The organism is Bacillus sp. LJBV19, from assembly GCF_017797845.1.
GTDB lineage: Bacteria > Bacillota > Bacilli > Bacillales > Bacillaceae > Bacillus > Bacillus velezensis.
Genome location: NZ_CP072563.1, coordinates 1,860,025 through 1,879,249 on the forward strand (window position 1 = coordinate 1,860,025; position 19,225 = coordinate 1,879,249).

30 protein-coding genes are annotated in these 19,225 nt (G+C 42.4%); 21 read left to right on the top strand and 9 right to left on the bottom strand.

Going from position 1 to position 19,225, the window contains the following annotated elements:
* Window positions 1–319: 319 nt before the first annotated feature.
* The 4 genes from J6600_RS09000 to J6600_RS09015 all read left to right on the top strand — a co-directional run bounded on the left by J6600_RS09000 (window position 320) and on the right by J6600_RS09015 (window position 2,959).
* Entirely contained in the window at window positions 320–754 is a 435-nt protein-coding gene (locus tag J6600_RS09000; protein WP_003154017.1) for a dUTP diphosphatase, read from the top strand.
* A gap of 308 nt (window positions 755–1,062) precedes the next feature.
* Window positions 1,063–1,887 carry a poly-gamma-glutamate hydrolase family protein gene (locus tag J6600_RS09005; RefSeq protein ID WP_021493419.1) on the top strand — a complete coding sequence of 275 codons (825 nt, stop codon included), beginning with the start codon at window positions 1,063–1,065 and terminating at the stop codon, window positions 1,885–1,887.
* A 105-nt stretch (window positions 1,888–1,992) separates the two neighbouring features.
* Complete coding sequence (locus J6600_RS09010; protein ID WP_014418013.1) at window positions 1,993–2,142, top strand: hypothetical protein; 150 nt, start codon at window positions 1,993–1,995, stop codon at window positions 2,140–2,142.
* Window positions 2,129–2,959 carry a prohibitin family protein gene (locus J6600_RS09015; protein ID WP_022553287.1) on the top strand — a complete coding sequence of 277 codons (831 nt, stop codon included), beginning with the start codon at window positions 2,129–2,131 and terminating at the stop codon, window positions 2,957–2,959. The genes J6600_RS09010 and J6600_RS09015 overlap by 14 nt, the downstream gene beginning before the upstream one ends.
* Before the next feature lie 27 nt (window positions 2,960–2,986).
* Here the strand turns inward: J6600_RS09015 and J6600_RS09020 are convergent, their stop codons facing one another.
* A complete protein-coding gene (locus tag J6600_RS09020) occupies window positions 2,987–3,436 on the bottom strand; it encodes a YndM family protein (protein WP_017417873.1) in 450 nt (149 codons plus the stop codon).
* A gap of 153 nt (window positions 3,437–3,589) precedes the next feature.
* Here J6600_RS09020 and J6600_RS09025 point away from each other — a divergent pair, with 153 nt between their 5' ends.
* Window positions 3,590–4,018, top strand: a complete 429-nt coding sequence (locus tag J6600_RS09025; protein ID WP_038458127.1) for a hypothetical protein — start codon at window positions 3,590–3,592, stop codon at window positions 4,016–4,018.
* Between the two features lie 339 nt (window positions 4,019–4,357).
* Here the strand turns inward: J6600_RS09025 and lexA are convergent, their stop codons facing one another.
* Window positions 4,358–4,978: a transcriptional repressor LexA gene (gene lexA, locus J6600_RS09030; RefSeq protein WP_007611720.1), complete on the bottom strand. Its 621-nt coding sequence runs from the start codon at window positions 4,976–4,978 to the stop codon at window positions 4,358–4,360.
* A 156-nt stretch (window positions 4,979–5,134) separates the two neighbouring features.
* Here lexA and yneA point away from each other — a divergent pair, with 156 nt between their 5' ends.
* The 6 genes from yneA to J6600_RS09060 all read left to right on the top strand — a co-directional run bounded on the left by yneA (window position 5,135) and on the right by J6600_RS09060 (window position 9,486).
* The gene (gene yneA / locus J6600_RS09035; protein ID WP_003154001.1) at window positions 5,135–5,446 is read left to right on the top strand and encodes a cell division suppressor protein YneA; all 312 of its coding nucleotides are present in this window, start codon (window positions 5,135–5,137) and stop codon (window positions 5,444–5,446) included.
* A 15-nt stretch (window positions 5,447–5,461) separates the two neighbouring features.
* Window positions 5,462–6,112: a YneB family resolvase-like protein gene (locus J6600_RS09040; RefSeq protein WP_021493418.1), complete on the top strand. Its 651-nt coding sequence runs from the start codon at window positions 5,462–5,464 to the stop codon at window positions 6,110–6,112.
* A gap of 68 nt (window positions 6,113–6,180) precedes the next feature.
* Window positions 6,181–6,414: a DUF896 domain-containing protein gene (locus J6600_RS09045; RefSeq protein WP_003153997.1), complete on the top strand. Its 234-nt coding sequence runs from the start codon at window positions 6,181–6,183 to the stop codon at window positions 6,412–6,414.
* Window positions 6,415–6,580: 166 nt separating this feature from the next.
* The gene (gene tkt / locus J6600_RS09050) at window positions 6,581–8,584 is read left to right on the top strand and encodes a transketolase (protein ID WP_014418018.1); all 2,004 of its coding nucleotides are present in this window, start codon (window positions 6,581–6,583) and stop codon (window positions 8,582–8,584) included.
* A gap of 151 nt (window positions 8,585–8,735) precedes the next feature.
* A complete protein-coding gene (sirA, locus tag J6600_RS09055; RefSeq protein ID WP_021493417.1) occupies window positions 8,736–9,182 on the top strand; it encodes a sporulation inhibitor of replication protein SirA in 447 nt (148 codons plus the stop codon).
* A gap of 85 nt (window positions 9,183–9,267) precedes the next feature.
* Window positions 9,268–9,486, top strand: coding sequence for a YneF family protein (locus J6600_RS09060; RefSeq protein ID WP_003153994.1), 219 nt, complete (start codon window positions 9,268–9,270; stop codon window positions 9,484–9,486).
* Between the two features lie 73 nt (window positions 9,487–9,559).
* On the opposite strand, the gene J6600_RS09065 is transcribed toward J6600_RS09060, so the two are convergent.
* Window positions 9,560–9,733, bottom strand: a complete 174-nt coding sequence (locus tag J6600_RS09065; protein ID WP_012117647.1) for an aspartyl-phosphate phosphatase Spo0E family protein — start codon at window positions 9,731–9,733, stop codon at window positions 9,560–9,562.
* Window positions 9,734–9,934: 201 nt separating this feature from the next.
* Between J6600_RS09065 and J6600_RS09070 the strand changes: the two genes are divergently transcribed.
* The 3 genes from J6600_RS09070 (at window position 9,935) to J6600_RS09080 (ending at window position 11,660) form a co-directional block, all read left to right on the top strand.
* Window positions 9,935–10,642 carry a cytochrome c biogenesis protein CcdA gene (locus J6600_RS09070; RefSeq protein WP_088056486.1) on the top strand — a complete coding sequence of 236 codons (708 nt, stop codon included), beginning with the start codon at window positions 9,935–9,937 and terminating at the stop codon, window positions 10,640–10,642.
* Window positions 10,643–10,726: 84 nt separating this feature from the next.
* Window positions 10,727–11,089: a response regulator gene (locus J6600_RS09075; RefSeq protein WP_007410327.1), complete on the top strand. Its 363-nt coding sequence runs from the start codon at window positions 10,727–10,729 to the stop codon at window positions 11,087–11,089.
* Window positions 11,090–11,168: 79 nt separating this feature from the next.
* On the top strand, window positions 11,169–11,660 hold the full coding sequence (locus J6600_RS09080) for a CcdC family protein (protein WP_007611735.1): 492 nt from the start codon (window positions 11,169–11,171) through the stop codon (window positions 11,658–11,660).
* Window positions 11,661–11,687: 27 nt separating this feature from the next.
* On the opposite strand, the gene J6600_RS09085 is transcribed toward J6600_RS09080, so the two are convergent.
* The 4 genes from J6600_RS09085 to sspO form a co-directional block, all read right to left on the bottom strand.
* The gene (locus J6600_RS09085; protein WP_209388280.1) at window positions 11,688–12,116 is read right to left on the bottom strand and encodes a DUF2621 domain-containing protein; all 429 of its coding nucleotides are present in this window, start codon (window positions 12,114–12,116) and stop codon (window positions 11,688–11,690) included.
* Window positions 12,117–12,349: 233 nt separating this feature from the next.
* Window positions 12,350–12,721 carry an Hsp20/alpha crystallin family protein gene (locus J6600_RS09090; RefSeq protein ID WP_209388281.1) on the bottom strand — a complete coding sequence of 124 codons (372 nt, stop codon included), beginning with the start codon at window positions 12,719–12,721 and terminating at the stop codon, window positions 12,350–12,352.
* A gap of 94 nt (window positions 12,722–12,815) precedes the next feature.
* Window positions 12,816–12,962, bottom strand: a complete 147-nt coding sequence (locus J6600_RS09095) for a small acid-soluble spore protein P (RefSeq protein ID WP_003153984.1) — start codon at window positions 12,960–12,962, stop codon at window positions 12,816–12,818.
* Between the two features lie 29 nt (window positions 12,963–12,991).
* The gene (sspO, locus tag J6600_RS09100) at window positions 12,992–13,138 is read right to left on the bottom strand and encodes a small acid-soluble spore protein SspO (RefSeq protein WP_003153982.1); all 147 of its coding nucleotides are present in this window, start codon (window positions 13,136–13,138) and stop codon (window positions 12,992–12,994) included.
* A gap of 231 nt (window positions 13,139–13,369) precedes the next feature.
* Between sspO and acnA the strand changes: the two genes are divergently transcribed.
* The 7 genes from acnA (at window position 13,370) to J6600_RS09135 (ending at window position 18,166) form a co-directional block, all read left to right on the top strand.
* The gene (acnA, locus tag J6600_RS09105) at window positions 13,370–16,096 is read left to right on the top strand and encodes an aconitate hydratase AcnA (protein ID WP_209388282.1); all 2,727 of its coding nucleotides are present in this window, start codon (window positions 13,370–13,372) and stop codon (window positions 16,094–16,096) included.
* A 61-nt stretch (window positions 16,097–16,157) separates the two neighbouring features.
* On the top strand, window positions 16,158–16,667 hold the full coding sequence (locus J6600_RS09110) for a TlpA family protein disulfide reductase (RefSeq protein ID WP_022553283.1): 510 nt from the start codon (window positions 16,158–16,160) through the stop codon (window positions 16,665–16,667).
* A 78-nt stretch (window positions 16,668–16,745) separates the two neighbouring features.
* Window positions 16,746–16,871, top strand: a complete 126-nt coding sequence (locus tag J6600_RS09115; protein ID WP_012117651.1) for an FbpB family small basic protein — start codon at window positions 16,746–16,748, stop codon at window positions 16,869–16,871.
* 63 nt (window positions 16,872–16,934) lie between these two features.
* A complete protein-coding gene (locus tag J6600_RS09120) occupies window positions 16,935–17,081 on the top strand; it encodes an acid-soluble spore protein N (RefSeq protein ID WP_003153977.1) in 147 nt (48 codons plus the stop codon).
* Between the two features lie 24 nt (window positions 17,082–17,105).
* A complete protein-coding gene (gene tlp, locus J6600_RS09125) occupies window positions 17,106–17,348 on the top strand; it encodes a small acid-soluble spore protein Tlp (RefSeq protein WP_209388283.1) in 243 nt (80 codons plus the stop codon).
* Window positions 17,349–17,434: 86 nt separating this feature from the next.
* Window positions 17,435–17,851 carry a YbgC/FadM family acyl-CoA thioesterase gene (locus tag J6600_RS09130; protein WP_003153973.1) on the top strand — a complete coding sequence of 139 codons (417 nt, stop codon included), beginning with the start codon at window positions 17,435–17,437 and terminating at the stop codon, window positions 17,849–17,851.
* 15 nt (window positions 17,852–17,866) lie between these two features.
* Complete coding sequence (locus tag J6600_RS09135) at window positions 17,867–18,166, top strand: hypothetical protein (protein ID WP_209388284.1); 300 nt, start codon at window positions 17,867–17,869, stop codon at window positions 18,164–18,166.
* Window positions 18,167–18,199: 33 nt separating this feature from the next.
* Here the strand turns inward: J6600_RS09135 and J6600_RS09140 are convergent, their stop codons facing one another.
* Window positions 18,200–18,487: a HesB/YadR/YfhF family protein gene (locus J6600_RS09140; protein WP_007410318.1), complete on the bottom strand. Its 288-nt coding sequence runs from the start codon at window positions 18,485–18,487 to the stop codon at window positions 18,200–18,202.
* Between the two features lie 88 nt (window positions 18,488–18,575).
* Window positions 18,576–19,157 carry a glycerol-3-phosphate 1-O-acyltransferase PlsY gene (plsY, locus tag J6600_RS09145; RefSeq protein ID WP_014418024.1) on the bottom strand — a complete coding sequence of 194 codons (582 nt, stop codon included), beginning with the start codon at window positions 19,155–19,157 and terminating at the stop codon, window positions 18,576–18,578.
* Between the last annotated feature and the right edge of the window lie 68 nt (window positions 19,158–19,225).

The window sequence follows — 19,225 nt, forward strand, 5'->3', positions numbered from 1 at the left end:
GCACCCTTAAAGCGCTTATTCTTCAAATTCTTTATTCAGAACGAAATTCCTTTTGAAACCAAGGTGAAATTTAAAAAAAGCTCTGTTGAAAGAACGGATATAAAGCTTTGCATTGTTGTAAGTGAAGCTGTCATGTGAAAATGGAGGAAAAAACTGATAGGAAGGGCCCTCATTTTAGGTTTATTCTCATTGACTTCGCCGTGCCTCCTCTTCGGCTGCATATACACCAAAATCAACATTCTTATCAGTTAAATGGTATAATGGGGCACGGATTGGTCATTAATACGACTGAAATAGGGAAGCAAAAGGAGCAGCGAACATGACTTTACAAATCAAAATTAAATATTCAGATGATACGCAAACGAGAATCAGTAAAATTGAACAGGGCGATTGGATTGATCTGCGGGCAGCTGAAGATATAACAATCAAAAAAGGTGAATTCAAACTTATCCCGCTTGGAGTTGCGATGGAACTGCCGGAAGGATATGAGGCCCATGTCGTTCCGCGTTCAAGTACATATAAGCATTTCGGTATCATTCAGACAAATTCAATGGGAGTCATTGATGAATCATATAAAGGCGACAATGACTTCTGGTTTTTTCCTGCATTCGCGCTTCGGGATACCGACATTTCCAAGGGGGAGCGGATCTGCCAATTCAGAATCATGAAGAAAATGCCTGAAGTGGAGCTGATCGAAGTAGACAAGCTCGGGAACAATGACCGCGGCGGACTGGGATCAACAGGCACGAAATAAAACGAAAAAAGACTGCTTAACAGCAGTCTTTTTTTATGGAAACAGCAGTTACATTCAATTTGTTTCGGGGATTCTTGAATTGGGAAATCATACGTCACGTTCGAATTTGACTTCGAAATAAGCGGCCGCTCCGTAACCGTCTATGCCAAGAGCAAATATTTAAGCCTTCCGTCTCTTTGAACAGAAAGACTTTTTTAGGTTAAAGGATAGAAGTTGTTTTGATGTTTTTATTCTTCAAGATGAACGGAGGTTTTGTCCAACGTATATAATATTGTGACAAAAGTGTAAACAAAAGAAAGGATGATGTTATGGCAAAAAGGGTTAGAAGAGTAGACCATAAAGCAGCTGGCAAAGAGGCAGAGCAGAAGAAACCGTCCAAAGTCACCCTGTTCTGCCGTTCGCTTCAAAGGCTGAAGCATTTGTATTGTAACATAAACATACAAATGCCATCAATAACCAAAAAAGGAATTTTAGTTTTGATTTTACCGTTTTTGCTCCTGCCGTTCTTTCGAGCTAATGCCGCTTCAGATATTTACGGCAGTTTCGAGGAATTAAAGTTGAATGAAAATCCTTCCGATTTTTCCATTTCAACGCGAGAGCATAACCCTTCTGTCCTCATATTAGCTATACACGGCGGAGGCATAGAGCCGGGGACCAGTGAGTTAGCCAGAGAAATTGCCGAAAACCGGAGTTTATATTTATTTGAAGGGTTAAAATCAGCCGGTAATGCGGCTCTGCATTTGACAAGTTCGCATTTCGATGAACCTAAGGCCGTGCAAATGGTGAAAGAGCACTCTAATGTCATTTCATTGCACGGTTACGGCAGTGATGATAAAAAGATAAAAATCGGCGGTACAGACAGAGAACGGGCCGAACTTTTGACCGATGTGCTGAAACGGCACGGGTATCCTGCCGTTCTTCTTGGCATAAATGATAAATATGCAGGCGTCAGTCCGAACAACCTTGCCAATCAATCTTCATCCGGATTGAGTATTCAAATCGAAATGAGCACCGGCTTCAGAAAATCACTATTTGACACTTTTACGCTGAAAAGCAGAGCATCCACACAAAACGGGACCTTTTATCAATTCACAAAAACGATTTCTGATTTTATCAGTGACAATTATGAATAAGCACGCCTATTTTGTCGGCGGGGCTTTTTCTTTTGAAATTTATGAAACTTTAAGTTCTTAAGATCGTATACATAATTGACAGGATGAAAGAAAAGAGGTGGGCAAATGAAAGTGATGATCGGGTCTATCATTCTTCTTGTCATCATCGGATTCGGTTTATGGCTGATGCTTAGTCCAATCTTTAAACAAGTGGGAAGCAGAGCCAAAAAATTCAAAAAGTCATGGGAGGAAGAAGATCAGCATGAGCGAAAATAAGCGCGGAAACACAAAAAAAATTCTCGGCGGTGTGATTATAGGTGCTGCCCTTTTAATTGCGGGCGTTACAGCGTCACTATTCATTGAAAAAATACCGAACGGTTATGTCGGGGTTGTATACTCACCGAATGGCGGGGTAAAATCCGACACATTGGACCAAGGCTGGCACTTAGTCGGTTTATTTAATAAAGTAACGGAATATCCGGTGCGTATGCAGACAGTGAATAATGAAAATATAAAAGTGGCAACCTCAGACGGTAAAAATATAGAAATGGATATCGCTTACAACTATGTCGTGCAGCCTGATAAAGTAGTCGATCTGTTTAACAAATTCGGCGCGGTAAACGTTGAAACGATTGAAAATACATATTTAAAAACAAGGCTGTGGGATGCGGCGCGAAAATCAATCAGCAAATACTCGGTTATTGACACATACGGGCAAAAATCTGCAGAAGCCGCTGCCGATGTTCAAAAGAGATTTGCTGATGATATGAAGAGTCTTGGATTTTTAATTGATGATCTGACGCTTGGCGTACCGAAGCCGGATAAAGCCACACAGGAAGCCATCGATGCAAGGGTGAAATCTTCACAGGAACTTGAACGGACACAAACTGAAATTAAAATAGCCGAAGCCGAAGCGAAAAAGAAAAAAATTGAAGCGGAAGGGATCGCTGATTATAACGAAATCATAAAGAAATCAATGTCCGATGAAATGATCAAATATAAATGGATTGAAAAATGGGACGGAAAAACGCCGAAAGCGACAGGCACAGACTCACTGCTGCAGCTGCCGCTGGACGATCAGAAGCAGAAATAAAAAGAGAAGGAGGCGATTGCCTCCTTTTTATGTTTTTTCCTGAGGGTCTTTTTCCGGCACTAATTCTTCAGACGCCTCGGTTTGATAGCTCCATAGCGTGCTATCCGTCTCTGTTGTGTCCTGATAATCTTCGGGAAGTACATATTGCTGCAAATACCGGTGAAAAAATGCCTCGAAAACAGAAATGCAAAGTGCAGAGATAACCGATGCCGCGGCAGGCGAGACATTAAATCCGCCAATGTTCATAAGGAATATCCATAATACAATGAATGAAATTCCGAAATCAGCTGCAACGGCTGTGAAATTGCTTGTTCTCGGCAGAATCATGCAATCACCCGCAAAATAAGTGATTAAACTTAAGATCACTGTAATAAACAGAACGTTTAAAAAGGTTACTTGGTACATAAGATCCAGAACAATGTACAGTAAAGCAAGTGTGAGCGCCGTTTTAGAAGCGAAAGCAATTACGTGTTTCATTTGAACCACCTTCGTTATTTCGTTTAGTCTTCATTGTAAGCAATCCGCAAATTTTTAAACTGGTATATAGTGGTTATAAAGTATACGTTTTAATAAAATGTGAATAGACATCACAGGATTCACAAGTTAAAATATGTAAAAAGGGGGATGCAAATGAAAAAATACTGGATTTGTATTGCTGTTTTTTTATTATGTTTTAGCGGAATACACTCAGCTAAAGCGGCTACCACTGAATTCGGATCAAAAACAAGCTTCACTTTGGAGGGAAATGCAAAAGAGTTTCATATTGAAAATCCTGGGGCTGTAGCTGCCGACGATTACTTTTTAGGATATAAGTTCACCATAATGAACAACTCTTCGTGCGGTTTAAGCATGAAACTCCAGCGGATGGCGCTGAACGGAAATTTTTATACATTAAGTTCTAAAAACTACAGCGGCAGCTGGTTAAACCTCAGTGCCCAGGATAAAAAATCAATTGATCCGTATCACAAATACAGGATTCTGGTTGAAAGTTCTTCAAACGTCTGTGGCCCCGTCTATATTAAAGGGTTATACGGTGTAGAATATTATCATTTTGATTGAAAATAGATACTCGCTAAAGGCAGCGGGTTTTTTTATATTTAAATATAACTTATTGTACTATGTACTAAATATTCATATATAAATTTTGATGCACCCGCCCAAAGAAAAGATAAACAAAAGCAAATTCATCACGCACAAATATACAAAGTTGAAAAATGGATGAAAAGTTTCTTAAGGGAAACATTATTAGTTGACTTCAAAAGTGTGATGTCGGATAATAAGAATGTAAGTTTTTCCTCCTTAGCAGATTCGTTTCTTAAGCCAGGGCGAATCTGCTTTTTTTTATGCAAAAAAACCCCTCTGTAAGGGGTTTTTTACGATAAATGAAGTTTAATAGAATTAATGTACGGCTCTGAATACGCCGATAACTTTCCCCAAAATGCTTACGTTTTGCAGGATAATCGGCTCCATCGTCGGATTTTCCGGCTGCAGCCGCACATAATTGTCTTCTTTATAGAAGCGCTTGACCGTCGCTTCATCATCTTCGGTCATAGCTACGACGATTTCTCCGTTATTGGCCGTGTTCTGCTGTTTGACGATGACGTAATCTTTGTCAAAAATGCCGGCGTCAATCATACTTTCTCCCATGATTTCTAACATAAAGACATGTTCGCCGGGAGGAACCATCCGGTCGGGAAGCGGAAAATACTCGTCGATATTTTCAACAGCCGTAATCGGAATACCCGCCGTCACTTTCCCGATGACCGGAACGTTTACGACCTGGCTTTTCGGAATTTGGACTTCTTCTTCATCCAATACCTCAATCGCTCTCGGTTTAGTAGGGTCCCGTCTGATCAGGCCTTTTGTCTCCAGCCGCGCCAAATGGCCGTGCACGGTTGAACTGGAAGCCAGTCCTACTGCTTCTCCTATCTCTCTTACAGAAGGCGGATATCCTTTCGTTTTTACCTCTTCTTTAATAAAACGCAGGATATCAAGCTGCCTTTTTGATAGCTTCGTCATATTTCGCACCTCAAAACGTCGATTTTAAGTAGATTATAGCATGATTTTCCTGACAGTACAAACATAGGTTCGAAAAAAACGATTGACAGAAACGTTTGTTCGTATATACTGAAAGGTATAAAAAGCGAACAAACATTCTTATTGGAGGTTGTTTACATGGCGAAAGAATCTATCATATTTGTCGGACTGTTTACTGCGATTTTAAGTGCCGCTATTTTACTTGTCTCATGTGCGGGAAATGATCAGTCCCTCAGCCAATATGTTAAAATAAAGGTTCAGGACGGCGATACACTCTGGTCACTTGCGGATCATGTAGCAGAAAAGAAACACATTAATAAAGAAGATTTCATTGAGTGGGTGACGGAGAATAATCATCTCCAAACTGCTGATATAAAGCCCGGAGACGAACTTATTCTTCCGGTTAAGAAGAAGCATCCGGCCGTATATCAGCTGGCCATTGTCAATTAGAGAGGAAAGAGAGAAATGAAGGCGCTCATTTATGCCCGCGTAAGCACAAACAAAGAACAGCAGCAAACGTCATTAAAAAGACAGGAAGAGGAGCTCAGTGAGATCGCTGCTGCAAACGGCATGGAAGTCGTGAAAGTCATTTCTGAGAAAGCCAGCGGTTACGAAATGGACCGCGACGGAGTATTTGAAATGCTTGATGAAATTAAAAAATCACATATTGACGCGATATTGGTGCAGGACGAAACGAGATTGGGAAGAGGAAACGCCAAGATAGCGCTTTTGCATTGCATTTACAGGGAGAACGTAAAGATATATACGACGGCTCATAAAGGTGAACTGGAGCTTTCCGAAGCTGATACGATGGTACTTGAAATCGTCAGTATTGTTGAGGAATATCAAAGGAAAATTCACAATATGAAAATCCGGCGGGGAATGAAAAGAGCCGTGAAAAACGGCTACAAACCTGAACGGAATCTGAAAAACAGACATGAAAACAGCGGAAAAGAAAAAAAAGAGGTTCCGGTTTCGGAAATTATCAGGCTGAGAGCCAACAAGCTTACCTTTGCAGAAATCGCAGCGACCTTAAGGGGATTCGGCTATGATGTGTCCAAAGCCACGGTTCACCGGCGGTTTCAGGAATATACCGCAGACACAGAAGGCAGCTGACGCGCATCAGTTGTAAAAAAGACTGCGTTTTAGTAGTATATAATCAACACGCACCAAAGGAGCTTATTATGATTTCTAAAGAAAAAATCGCAAGAATTAACGAATTGGCTCAAAAAGCTAAATCAAACACAATAACGGATGAGGAAAAAGCTGAACAGCAAAAGCTTCGCCAGGAATATTTGAAAGGATTCCGCTCCTCAATGAAAAATACGTTAAAGAGCGTAAAAGTGATTGATCCGGAAGGCAACGATGTCACCCCTGAAAAATTAAAAAGAGAACAACAGAAAAATAATCTTCATTAAACAGAAAGAATACGGCAATACGTATTCTTTTTTCGTATATACTAATATCAGGATGTGCTTTACGACAATTTTCAACAAGTTTATCTCAAATTTAAGCTGAAAGAGTTGAGAAAAAGTCAGCATCGCTTTATGATGAAAAGGTACAACAATAAGGAAGGGGATTATAATGGATACAATTGAAAAGAAATCAGTTGCCACCATTCGTACACTATCTATAGACGCAATTGAAAAAGCGAATTCCGGACATCCGGGCATGCCGATGGGAGCCGCTCCGATGGCATATACATTGTGGACGAAATTTATGAATGTAAATCCGCAGAATCCGGGCTGGTTTAACCGCGACCGCTTTGTTTTATCAGCAGGCCACGGTTCAATGCTTTTATACAGCATGCTGCATTTAAGCGGATATGACCTCAGCATTGAAGACTTGAAACAGTTCCGTCAATGGGGAAGCAAAACACCGGGACATCCGGAGTTCGGGCACACAGCCGGAGTAGACGCTACGACCGGGCCGCTTGGACAGGGTATTGCAATGGCAGTGGGAATGGCAATTGCAGAACGCCATCTGGCTGAGACATATAACCGTGATTCATTCAACGTAGTTGATCATTATACATACAGTATTTGCGGAGACGGCGATTTAATGGAAGGCATTTCTTCCGAAGCAGCTTCTCTTGCAGGCCATCTTGAATTAGGCCGCCTGATCGTATTATACGATTCTAATGACATTTCCTTAGACGGCGATTTAGACCGTTCTTTCTCTGAAAATGTAAAGCAGCGTTTTGAAGCAATGAACTGGGAAGTTCTTTATGTTGAGGACGGAAACAACATCGCTGAATTGACGGCTGCAATTGAAAAAGCGCGCCAGAATGATAAAAAACCGACTTTGATTGAAGTGAAAACCACGATCGGTTTCGGTTCTCCAAACCGCGCGGGCACATCCGGCGTTCACGGCGCTCCGTTAGGACAAGAAGAGAGCAAGCTGACAAAAGAAGCGTATGCTTGGACGTTTGAAGAAGATTTTTATGTTCCGGAAGAAGTATACGGGCATTTCAATCAAGCTGTAAAAGAAGCCGGCTCGAAAAAAGAACAGGAATGGAATGAACTGTTCGCGGCTTATAAAGAAAAATATCCTGAGCTTGCTGAACAGCTGTCACTCGGCATGAAAGGCGAGCTTCCTAAAGACTGGGATCAGGAAGTTCCCGTTTATGAAAAAGGCAGCAGCCTTGCTTCCCGCGCATCTTCAGGTGAGGTGCTGAACGGGATCGCCAAGAAAATTCCTTTCTTTGTCGGGGGATCTGCTGACCTTGCGGGTTCAAATAAAACGACAATCAAAAATGGAGGAGACTTCACGGCCAAAGACTACGCCGGGAAAAACTTCTGGTTCGGTGTCCGTGAATTTGCGATGGGCGCTGCATTAAACGGAATGGCGCTTCACGGCGGCCTCCGCGTATTCGGCGGCACATTCTTTGTGTTCTCTGATTATTTAAGACCTGCCATTCGTCTGGCGTCATTGATGGGTCTTCCCGTCACTTATGTATTCACGCATGACAGTATTGCCGTAGGAGAGGACGGGCCGACTCACGAACCGATTGAGCAGCTTGCTTCTTTACGCGCACTTCCTAACCTTTCTGTGATCAGACCTGCTGACGGAAATGAAACCGCAGCTGCATGGAAGGTTGCCGTTCAAAGCCAAGATCATCCGACAGCTCTTGTATTGACACGCCAAAACCTGCCGACGATTGATCAGCAGGCTGAAGAAGCGTATGCGGGCGTGGATAAAGGGGCTTATATCGTTTCCAAAGCCCAAACAGAATCACCGGCCGCTCTTCTTTTAGCGACAGGTTCTGAAGTCGGACTTGCGATCGAAGCTCAAGCGAAACTGGCTGAAGAAAACATTCACGTATCTGTAGTCAGCATGCCGAGCTGGGACCGCTTTGAAAAACAATCGGCCGAGTACAAAAACAGCGTGCTTCCTCCGAATGTGACGAAACGTCTTGCGATCGAAATGGGTTCAAGCTTCGGATGGGGCAAATTTACCGGTCTTGAAGGAGACGTTCTCGCAATTGACCGTTTCGGTGCTTCAGCTCCGGGAGAAACAATTATGAAAGAATACGGGTTTACTGCAGAAAACGTGGTTGACCGCGTGAAAAAACTTTTAAACAAATAACGAGACAAAAGAGGATGAGTCAAATCATCCTCTTTTTCCTGTTTATGCGACAAAAATAGAAGGGGCGGCGTAACAGTAATAGACAATTCTTTCTTTTCTCCTTTTGTATAATAGAAAGCAATAACGAAGCGCTGTAAAAGGGGATGAGGAAATGGAACGTCATTACTATACGCACCTGATAAAGGATGAGTTTGCGAACCACTACTTCGGGCGGGAAACGGCTATGTTTGAGTTGTTTCGAGACTATCATTGGACAGATCTGACACCCCAGAAATATCAAATGACAGAAAAGCAAGTTCAATATATAACGGAACCGATTCCGGTGATACATATGCATCAGCGTCTCCAGCTGCATTTAAACCGAATGAGTTACAGCCGTTTGGATTCCATTTACCGGCTTACACTGCCCGGAGAAAAGGGCCGCGCCACCTTCATGATGAAAGACAGTTTAATTGAGATTGCAGCTTCGGGAGATTATGAGGCGGAAACGATTTTCTTTGAGATTCTGCGTAAAATCAGCCCCTGTTTTCTTGCAATGGATTTCAAGACACGGCGCTACGGGTGGTTAAATCCGGTCAGAGAAAGAAATTTTGTCTAAAAACGAGGAAAAAGAGATGTAAATGTTGTATAATAGCCTTTGGTTTAGTACACTTTAAACTAGACAACATGAAGGAGGAAATAAAATGACTTTATGGGTTGGCATCCTAGTGGGCGTTGTCGCATTGCTCATAGGTGTTGCACTCGGGTTTTTTATTGCTCGTAAATATATGATGAGCTATTTGAAAAAGAATCCGCCTATTAATGAACAAATGTTACGCATGATGATGATGCAAATGGGAATGAAACCTTCTCAAAAGAAAATTAATCAAATGATGAAAGCCATGAATAATCAAGCGAAATAATACGTACAGATTATGATATAGAGATACATGGTTATAAAAATAAAAAACCCGGAGAGGGTTTTTTATTTTGGCGTCATGTTTCACCCCAACTGCCGGTGTGCAGTTCTTTTTGATATTGTATGAGAAGGTGGTCAAGCTCCTGGCTGAGTTCTATCGTAATGTTTGATGTCATTCCGTTTGTCATGACGATTTTAAGCAGCTCTGCCCGTTTTTTTTCAATTTCATTTAATAGATGCTCTCTAATCACAGGGATATATCCTTTCATACATAAATCTTTCACCTGAGTCGCTATTATTATATCCACATTTATACTGTTTTTCAAATAAGAAGGAGTATAATATCTCGATGTCAAATTAAATTATATAAGCTTTTTCTATAAAAAGTAATCCTTCTCGGGAAAGTGTTAAAAAAATGAAATGATTTTGTCATAACTCGAAGGGAGTGTGTCATCGTGAGTTTTAATTACTTTCTGACGTTTGGGGCCGGATTTCTGTCTTTCATTTCTCCATGCTGTCTGCCGTTGTACCCCGCCTTTTTATCTTACATAACTGGTGTCAGTATGGACGAGGTGAAAACAGAAAAGGTGATGCTGCAAAAGCGTGGCCTCGTGCATACACTTTGTTTTTTGCTTGGTTTCTCCGTGATTTTTATCGCATTGGGATATGGAACTTCATTTATCGGCAGTTTTTTCACCCAATATCATGAAGCGATCCGCCAGTTTGGCGCTATCATGCTGATCCTTTTCGGGCTGATTACTGCCGGTGTGTTTCAGCCGAAATTCATGATGAAAGAGCGGCGCATTCACTTTAAGCGCCGTCCGGAGGGGTTTATCGGTTCGGTTCTGATCGGTCTTGCGTTTGCAGCCGGCTGGTCGCCGTGCAGCGGGCCCATTTTAGGAGCGGTATTTTCGCTGGCCAATACAAATCCTTCTTCAGCAGTGCCGTATATGTTTTTATATGTTCTCGGATTTGCGATTCCTTTTCTTGTTCTTTCATTTTTTATTACCAGAATGAATTGGATTCGCAAGCATCAGCTGCTTATCATGAAAATCGGCGGCATTCTTATGATTCTGATCGGGGTTATGCTGTTTTTTAACTGGATGAGCTACATTCTGATCGTTCTGTCAAATCTTTTCGGAGGATTTACGGGTCTGTAACGGATTAATAACTTTTGAACTATTATATACCCTTTCGTTTTTGGTACAATAAGACTAGTTAATGTTAAATATGTGGAGGGGAATATGACACGAGTTTTAGTTGTAGATGACGCCAAGTTCATGAGGGTGAAAATCAGAGAGATTCTGGAATCGGCGAATTACACAGTGGCCGGGGAAGCGGCTGACGGTGAGGAAGCTCTGGCAGTATATCAAAAAATCCGTCCCGACCTGGTGACAATGGATATTACCATGCCGGTCAAAAACGGTATACAGGCGCTGCAGGATATTTTAGCTTTTGACCCGAAAGCCCGGATCATCATGTGCACCGCCATGCGGCAGCAGCGGATCGTTCTGGAAGCGATTGAATTAGGCGCTAAAGACTTTATCGTTAAACCGTTTGAAGCATCTAAAGTGCTGGAAGCCGTAGGGCGGGTAACGGGAACGTAAACGTGTTCTCTTTTCAAATTGGTTTTTTTTATGTTTTTGGAGTATAGTATATAGTATCAAACTCCGTGCAAGCAAAGGAATGATAAAGATGATGATTATAATTTCATCCGTTATTGCAGCGGCCATGGCAATTTCCGTGATGATCGTCAGGATTAAATCCTCCGACAAGCCCGCTTCACCTAAAAAAATAATTCTCCCGCCGATTTTCATGAGTACGGGAGCGCTTATGTTCCTTTTTCCGATTTTCAGAGTGACGGGCGAAGAATTTTTGGAGGCCATTACGCTGGGCGTAATCTTCTCTATTTTTCTGATTAAAACATCTAAATTTGAGATTAAAAATAATGAAATCTATTTAAAACGGTCAAAAGCGTTTGTGTTTATCCTGATTGGTTTGCTGGTTATCAGAATCGCTATGAAATCCATTTTGAGCACGACGATTGATTACGGAGCTTTAAGCGGGATGTTTTGGATTCTTGCTTTCGGAATGATTGTCCCGTGGCGCATCGCGATGTTTTTGTCTTACCGCAAACTTTCGAATGAACTGAAGACCGCTGATATTCAGATGAATTAAAACCTTTCCGTCCGCCGGAAAGGTTTTTTATTTGAGCAGGTCTTGATAAGGAGTAAGATCAATCTGTTTTTCACGGAGATGCTTTTTTAAAAATTGATGATCACGCTTAGGAGTGGCCAGTATGTAACCCCTGATGATTAAATCACGGTTTATTTGTTCAGCTTCCTCCGCTAAGGAAAGTTCACCGATTTTTCCGGCGATTTTCGCTTTGGCTACATCCCGGAAGAGCTCCGGCACGGGGGTGACCAGTTCATCCAAAAACGCCTTGTCACCCTCATTCCATAAGTGCTTGCTTTTTTCAATATAATAGTCCTGCCAATCCAGTTCTGACCGGCCGTCTTCTTTCGGTAAGCGTTTTAAAAATTTTCGAAACATAAAAAACCCGCCGATAGACAGCAATCCGATCATCACGATGACCCAAAATAAAATAAACCACATAAACCAGCCTTCCAGCATTGTTCTATCTCCTCCTTACTTTAACCATATTGTAAACGAAGACAGAATAGAAGAACACATGAAAAAAAGAATAGAAAAAATGATAGATGTCCAGTCATTCCGGTTGCTAGAACATATTCTATCGTATAGTGATTCTGCTATTTGGCCATGGGAGATTCACTTTGAGGGTATATGACTGATATGACCGGACAAAAAAGCCGCTTCCATTGAGGGATGAAAGCGGCTTTTTTATGTTATAGAGGAAATTGAAAGGAAAAAGAGGCAGGAGTCTCATTTGGCTCCTTGTTCATGGAGACGGTCAGAATATGGTTGGTGAAATCAGTGAAAATATGTTTGTCATTCAGATAAAAAGGAAGCATCATTTGTTTGTTTAACGTCCGTTCAAGCATTTTAACAGAGAGCATAAACTCATTTCCCGAAAGAGTGACGGTCATCGCTTGCACCTGCTTCAGCGCCGTCAGGTCGGCTTCAATGATATATTGACGGCTTGTTTCATATAGATCGATCGGCAGCGTCTCGTCATACCAAGCATACGGGTCCTCGTAAAACTGCCGCAGCCATTCTTCCGTATCATCAAATTCTTCAGCGTTTTTTGAGTGATTCATGGAAGCATCCCTCCATATTAAAAAGCCTTGCTATAACGTATGCAGAAGCTTTGAATGGGTGAATGGCACAAAAAAACAGACACCGGGGTCTGTTTTACATATCGTGGCTTGTATTATGTTTTTGTCTTGTATGGTTGCGGTTTTTCACTTTTTTGCTTCCGCTCAGCGGTTCCGGCTGGCCGGGGTTATGGCCCTTCGGAGCATTTTTATGCATATCTTTACTCGTATTTTTATTTGTCATGTTAAAGCCTCCTTTTTAAGGTGTTCCGGCTATTGGTTTGTTTTTCTTTTTTTATTGTTCTGCCGTTCTTCTTCCGTCAGGACGAGCTGGTCATTTTCTATATAACCCGCGCCTTTGCCTTGGCTTTTCGCATCATTCATGCCGTTAATTACATGATTGGCTTTCCGTTTTACCATGATCATCACCTCAACATTAATATGGCTCTTTACAGCCCGTTGTATGAGGCGGAAAATCGGACAAAATTTACCGAAAATCATGCTGATAAGACGATCTTATTGTATTTAATAAAAACATTGATATTTACTTATGTATGATTTTATACTAAGATGAAATTGTGAGAAAATTGTGATGGAATGTGAACATTCATCTAAAGAACGATCTTGATCATTGAAGGGGGATTTTGGAGAATGACAAATCAGCAAAAAGTCGCAACACAAGACGTTTTCCAAGCAAGAAAAACATTTTCTTCAAATGGGAAAACATACAACTACTATTCATTAAAAGCATTGGAAGACGCAGGGGTCGGCAATGTTTCAAAACTTCCTTATTCTATTAAGGTTCTTTTGGAATCTGTTTTGCGTCAGGTAGACGGACGTGTCATTACAAAAGAACATGTTGAAAATTTAGCAAGATGGGGTACTGCTGAATTAAAAGATATCGATGTGCCGTTTAAACCGTCACGGGTTATTCTACAGGACTTTACCGGCGTTCCGGCCGTAGTTGACCTGGCATCTTTAAGAAAAGCCATGGCCTCTGTCGGCGGAGACCCTGATAAAATCAATCCTGAAATTCCGGTTGACCTGGTCATTGACCACTCCGTACAAGTCGACAAAGCCGGTACGGAAGACGCGTTAGCCATTAATATGGACTTAGAATTCGAAAGAAATGCAGAACGTTATAAATTTTTAAGCTGGGCAAAGAAAGCGTTTAACAATTATCAGGCTGTTCCGCCTGCAACAGGTATCGTTCATCAGGTAAACCTTGAGTTTTTGGCAAGTGTCGTTCATACGAAAGAGGAAGACGGAGAACTTGTGACATATCCTGATACATTGGTGGGAACAGATTCCCATACAACAATGATTAACGGAATCGGCGTCCTCGGCTGGGGTGTCGGCGGTATTGAGGCGGAAGCGGGAATGCTCGGCCAGCCTTCATATTTCCCTGTTCCTGAGGTCATCGGCGCGAAACTTGTCGGAAAACTGCCTAACGGAACGACGGCGACTGACTTGGCGCTGAAAGTCACTCAAGTGCTGCGCGAAAAAGGCGTAGTCAATAAATTTGTTGAATTCTTCGGTCCTGGTGTTGCTGAGCTTCCGCTTGCGGATCGTGCGACTATTGCCAATATGGCGCCGGAATACGGAGCGACTTGCGGATTCTTCCCGGTTGACGAGGAAGCACTTTCTTACCTGCGTCTGACCGGCCGTGAAGAAGAGCAGATCGATATTGTGGAAGCATACTGCCGCAACAACGGTTTATTCTATACGCCTGACGCGGAAGAGCCGATTTTTACAGACGTTGTGGAAATTGATCTGTCAAAAATCGAAGCGAACCTTTCAGGACCGAAACGTCCGCAGGATTTAATCCCGCTTTCCGTTATGCAGGAAACGTTTAAAGAACATCTTGTCAGCCCGGCCGGCAACCAAGGATTCGGAGCGGATGCTGCTGAAGAGAACAAAGAAATTTCATTTAAACTTAACAGCGGTGAAGATGCGGTTATGAAAACAGGGGCGATTGCAATCGCCGCTATTACAAGCTGTACGAATACATCAAACCCTTATGTATTAATCGGTGCCGGATTGGTAGCCAAAAAAGCGGTAGAATTAGGCTTGAAAGTGCCGAATTATGTTAAAACATCACTTGCACCGGGGTCTAAGGTTGTTACTGGATACTTAGTCAACTCAGGCCTGCTTCCTTACATGAAGGAGCTCGGCTTTAACCTCGTAGGGTATGGCTGTACGACATGTATCGGGAACTCCGGCCCGCTTTCTCCAGAGATTGAAGAAGCGGTTGCTAAAAATGATCTCTTGATCACTTCTGTCTTGTCGGGTAACAGAAACTTTGAAGGCCGGATCCATCCGCTTGTCAAAGGAAACTACCTTGCGTCACCTCCGCTTGTTGTCGCATACGCATTAGCAGGCACTGTGAATATCAACCTGAAAACGGATCCGATCGGTGTCGGAAATGACGGACAAAATGTTTATTTCGATGACATCTGGCCGTCCATGGATGAAATCAATTCTCTCGTCAAACAGACTGTTACGCCGGAATTATTCCGCAAAGAGTATGAAACGGTATTTGACGACAACCAGCGCTGGAACGAAATCGAAACGACGGATGAAGCGCTGTACAAGTGGGATCAGGATTCCACTTACATTCAAAACCCGCCGTTCTTTGAGGAAATGTCTGTAGAGCCGGGAAAAGTTGAGCCTTTAAGAGGACTTCGCGTTGTCGGCAAATTCGGCGATTCCGTGACGACTGACCACATTTCTCCGGCCGGAGCGATCGGAAAAGACACACCGGCGGGCAAATACCTGCAGGAAAAAGGCGTTTCTCCTCGTGACTTTAACTCTTACGGCTCACGCCGCGGAAACCATGAAGTCATGATGAGAGGAACATTCGCCAATATCCGCATTAAAAACCAAATCGCACCGGGTACAGAAGGCGGATACACAACACATTGGCCTACCGGGAAAGTGACATCTATTTATGATGCCTGCATGCGGTATAAAGAAGATAAAACGGGTCTTGTCGTCCTTGCCGGAAAAGATTACGGAATGGGCTCTTCACGTGACTGGGCTGCAAAAGGAACAAACCTGCTCGGCATCAGAACAGTCATTGCCGAAAGCTTTGAAAGAATTCACAGAAGCAACCTCGTCTTCATGGGTGTGCTGCCGCTTCAGTTCAAACAGGGTGAAAACGCGGATACACTCGGCTTAACCGGTAAGGAAGTCATCGAGGTGGATGTTGATGAATCTGTACGTCCGCGCGACTTGCTGACTGTCAGAGCAATCAGTGAAGACGGTACGGTAAAAACATTTGAAGTTGTTGTCCGTTTTGACAGTGAAGTGGAAATTGATTACTATCGCCACGGCGGCATTTTACAAATGGTGCTTCGCGATAAAATGAAACAGTAGCAGAATGAACAAAGGAGAGAAAGCAGTCTGCTTTCTCTCTTTTTATGCGGGAGGCCTTAAGATGCTTGCGAAATGGCTGGGCGGAATATTACTTATCGGGTTGTTAGTGTATGCGGGCTGGAACATTTATTCTGTACAAAAAAGTCCGAAAGAAGGGACAGAAGAAGGGATGAAAGCCCCTGACTTTACACTTGATACATTGTCAGGAAAAAGCATCTCCCTTTCTGATTATAAAGGAAAAAAAGTGCTCCTCAATTTCTGGGCGACGTGGTGCAAACCGTGCCGAATGGAAATGCCCGATATGCAGGAGCTGCAGAAAGAATATCCTGATATTGCGGTAGCAGCCGTTAATTTTACGTCCTCTGAAAAAAATATACAGGCTGTGAAATCATTTGCTGATCATTATCAGCTGACATTTCCTATTCTGATTGACAAAAGCGGAATTAACGGAGATTTCAACGTGCTTTCTTATCCGACAACATACATATTAGACGAAAAAGGAACCATTCAGCATATTCGCGTAGGCACAATGACAAAAAAAGAAATGAAAGAAAAACTGGATCTCGAATAGAGGTTCAGTTTTTTTATTGTGAAGGGCTTAGGTTTTGAAAAATTGGAAAAAATGAATGAAAACACGGAGGTGAGAAGATTGAAAAAAATGCGAAAACGTTCTTTTCATGAATTGGTTATGGAAAATAAACGTGAGCTGATGACCAATACGGAATATTTGAATCAGCTTGAAGAAAAGCTGGAGCAGCGGTTCAAACAAAAATAACCTTTAATTTGCAGTCATGTTTGCACCTCCTTTTGCAAAATATACTCTTAAGGAGGGATGAACATGGGCATAAACAAGAAAGACGGCCAGCCGCAATACGCTCCGAGCCACTTAGGGACAAAACCCGTTAAATATAAACGCAACAAAGGGGAAAAGTTTCATGACAAGTCAAACGGACATCCGATTGTCATGCAGACGAAAGGCGAATAACATCATCAAAGGAGAGCAGACATTATGACAAACAATTATCAAAAACCGAATCCGGATGACCGTTCCGATAACGTTGAAAAGCTGCAGGATATGGTGCAGAATACAATTGAAAATATAAAAGAAGCCAAAGAATCAATGGAATTTGCGACAGATGAGGAAAAACAGCGCATTCAAGAGAAGAATGCCAGACGCAATGAAAGCATTGAATCGTTCCGCAGTGAAATCCAGGATGAATCGGCTGCAAGAGAAAACGGCTATCAATCATAATAAAAACCAGGGAAACCTGGTTTTTTTCTCTTTCCGGCTCGTTGTGATAAAATGGGGCTAATCTGATAATAAGGGAGCAGAGAACGTTGCATGTGTCAAAAAAAGAAATAGAAGTGCGTTATGCGGAAACAGATCAAATGGGCATCGTCTATCATGCCAATTACTTAGTCTGGATGGAGGTCGGCAGAACGGCGCTGATTAAGGAACTCGGATTCCTTTACAAGGATATGGAAGATAGAGGAGTGCTGTCCCCTGTATTGGATATCAGCATTTCTTATAAAAAGCCGCTCCGCTACGGAGAAACGGCTGTCGTACATACTTGGATTGAAGAATATAACGGATTTAAAACCGTTTACGGCTACCACATCTATAATCCGGATCAAGAACTTGCCATCAAAGCGACATCCTCTCATATATGCGTTGATAAAGAGAGCTTCAAACCGATTCAGTTTCGCAAGGCTTTTCCTGATTGGCATGCCGCTTACGAAAAGGCAAAAAAATAAGGAGCGGCTGCAGTTATGGCATTTGGAATTACGCGTAAGGAACTGGAAAGATGGAAGTGGGATGTATCGGAAGGGAAAATCGCTTTTTTAACGCATTACTGGCTGGACGACCGCTTTCCGGAGGCTAAGACCGTGACGAAGGCCGGTTCAAGCGATCTCAATAAACTGATCAGATGGGGAGCGGAGTACGGGCTGAAGCCGGAGTGGATTCACCATAAAAATGAATTTCCCCACTTTGACCTGCTCGGTGATACGCAAAGAAACATATTAGAAAAAGAACATCTGACTGATCATCTCAAAAGGTTCAGGCTGTAAAAAAAAAGAACGCATCCGCTGCGTTCTTTTTTTTTACACATAATCAAATACCGGCTCTTCTGCCTGATCTGAATATGTGACTGACAAATCGTGATTATCAAAGTACCATAAGTCGCTTTCTTCAATAAAAAAGGTAATGCCTTCAACTTCCGTGCTGGTGCCGATGTTCATCGGCCGGTCTTTTAAAATGCCGAGAGAAAAGCCTTTCTGAACGTTGCTGCATCCCCCGTAACGGACAAAGAAACGGACGTGGTCGCCTGTTTCCAGATCGAGCTCTTCTTTGTACCAATCCAGCGCGCCTTTCGTTACTTTCATGTTCATCCGGAACACTCCCTTTTTGTTTCTCATATAAAGAAATTATCTCTATTATAAACGCATATGGCATTTTGATGTCAAAATTGAAGTTTCATCAAAACCATTTGATCTTCGGTTCTGTTTTGTTTATAATCCGTTTGATGTTTGCCCTGTGTCTGTAGATAACAAACGCGGTCAAGAGCGTCACTACGATTAATAAATAAGGGTCTTTTACAAACAGACAGTAAATAATCGTATAAATCCCTGTTAACATTGAAGACAGAGAAACAAATTTCGTAAGGAATAAAAATACGAAAAATACTGCAACCATCGTAACGAATAACAGCGGAGCATAAAACAGCAGGACGCCCCCTGATGTGGCTACGGCTTTGCCTCCCTTAAACTTTGCGAACACGGGGAATACATGGCCGATTACTGCTGCCACCCCTGCGAGAAGAGGATGAATGGGGACGTGCAGCAAATATGGGAGCGCCGCGGCCAAGGTGCCTTTTAAAATATCGGCTGCGATGACGACAGATCCCGCTTTAACGCCAAGCGTGCGAAAAGCATTTGTGGCGCCCAAATTGCCGCTTCCGTGTTCTCTAATATCGATCCCTTTCGCAAGTTTGCCTACGATTAAACCTGACGGGATGCTGCCTATTACATAGGCCAAAATAATCAATAAAGCAATCAACATCTACATTTCTCCTTTTCAATGTCCCTTCACTCTATTTTAACACGAGTTGTTACCGTCTGATGACAAGT

What these genes read in the sequence shown, in the direction of transcription:
- J6600_RS09075 (WP_007410327.1), top strand. Translation starts at nt 10,727, where the DNA reads ATGACACGAGTTTTAGTTGTAGATGACGCCAAGTTCATGAGGGTGAAA.
- lexA (WP_007611720.1), bottom strand. Translation starts at nt 4,978, where the DNA reads ATGACGAAGCTATCAAAAAGGCAGCTTGATATCCTGCGTTTTATTAAA.
- J6600_RS09140 (WP_007410318.1), bottom strand. Translation starts at nt 18,487, where the DNA reads ATGAACATGAAAGTAACGAAAGGCGCGCTGGATTGGTACAAAGAAGAG.
- J6600_RS09110 (WP_022553283.1), top strand. Translation starts at nt 16,158, where the DNA reads ATGCTTGCGAAATGGCTGGGCGGAATATTACTTATCGGGTTGTTAGTG.
- yneA (WP_003154001.1), top strand. Translation starts at nt 5,135, where the DNA reads ATGGCGAAAGAATCTATCATATTTGTCGGACTGTTTACTGCGATTTTA.
- sspO (WP_003153982.1), bottom strand. Translation starts at nt 13,138, where the DNA reads ATGGTAAAACGGAAAGCCAATCATGTAATTAACGGCATGAATGATGCG.
- J6600_RS09120 (WP_003153977.1), top strand. Translation starts at nt 16,935, where the DNA reads ATGGGCATAAACAAGAAAGACGGCCAGCCGCAATACGCTCCGAGCCAC.
- J6600_RS09010 (WP_014418013.1), top strand. Translation starts at nt 1,993, where the DNA reads ATGAAAGTGATGATCGGGTCTATCATTCTTCTTGTCATCATCGGATTC.
- J6600_RS09000 (WP_003154017.1), top strand. Translation starts at nt 320, where the DNA reads ATGACTTTACAAATCAAAATTAAATATTCAGATGATACGCAAACGAGA.
- acnA (WP_209388282.1), top strand. Translation starts at nt 13,370, where the DNA reads ATGACAAATCAGCAAAAAGTCGCAACACAAGACGTTTTCCAAGCAAGA.
- J6600_RS09060 (WP_003153994.1), top strand. Translation starts at nt 9,268, where the DNA reads ATGACTTTATGGGTTGGCATCCTAGTGGGCGTTGTCGCATTGCTCATA.
- J6600_RS09040 (WP_021493418.1), top strand. Translation starts at nt 5,462, where the DNA reads ATGAAGGCGCTCATTTATGCCCGCGTAAGCACAAACAAAGAACAGCAG.
- J6600_RS09135 (WP_209388284.1), top strand. Translation starts at nt 17,867, where the DNA reads ATGGCATTTGGAATTACGCGTAAGGAACTGGAAAGATGGAAGTGGGAT.
- J6600_RS09015 (WP_022553287.1), top strand. Translation starts at nt 2,129, where the DNA reads ATGAGCGAAAATAAGCGCGGAAACACAAAAAAAATTCTCGGCGGTGTG.
- plsY (WP_014418024.1), bottom strand. Translation starts at nt 19,157, where the DNA reads ATGTTGATTGCTTTATTGATTATTTTGGCCTATGTAATAGGCAGCATC.
- J6600_RS09045 (WP_003153997.1), top strand. Translation starts at nt 6,181, where the DNA reads ATGATTTCTAAAGAAAAAATCGCAAGAATTAACGAATTGGCTCAAAAA.
- J6600_RS09025 (WP_038458127.1), top strand. Translation starts at nt 3,590, where the DNA reads ATGAAAAAATACTGGATTTGTATTGCTGTTTTTTTATTATGTTTTAGC.
- sirA (WP_021493417.1), top strand. Translation starts at nt 8,736, where the DNA reads ATGGAACGTCATTACTATACGCACCTGATAAAGGATGAGTTTGCGAAC.
- J6600_RS09005 (WP_021493419.1), top strand. Translation starts at nt 1,063, where the DNA reads ATGGCAAAAAGGGTTAGAAGAGTAGACCATAAAGCAGCTGGCAAAGAG.
- J6600_RS09095 (WP_003153984.1), bottom strand. Translation starts at nt 12,962, where the DNA reads ATGACAAATAAAAATACGAGTAAAGATATGCATAAAAATGCTCCGAAG.
- J6600_RS09085 (WP_209388280.1), bottom strand. Translation starts at nt 12,116, where the DNA reads ATGCTGGAAGGCTGGTTTATGTGGTTTATTTTATTTTGGGTCATCGTG.
- J6600_RS09090 (WP_209388281.1), bottom strand. Translation starts at nt 12,721, where the DNA reads ATGAATCACTCAAAAAACGCTGAAGAATTTGATGATACGGAAGAATGG.
- J6600_RS09020 (WP_017417873.1), bottom strand. Translation starts at nt 3,436, where the DNA reads ATGAAACACGTAATTGCTTTCGCTTCTAAAACGGCGCTCACACTTGCT.
- J6600_RS09080 (WP_007611735.1), top strand. Translation starts at nt 11,169, where the DNA reads ATGATAAAGATGATGATTATAATTTCATCCGTTATTGCAGCGGCCATG.
- tlp (WP_209388283.1), top strand. Translation starts at nt 17,106, where the DNA reads ATGACAAACAATTATCAAAAACCGAATCCGGATGACCGTTCCGATAAC.
- tkt (WP_014418018.1), top strand. Translation starts at nt 6,581, where the DNA reads ATGGATACAATTGAAAAGAAATCAGTTGCCACCATTCGTACACTATCT.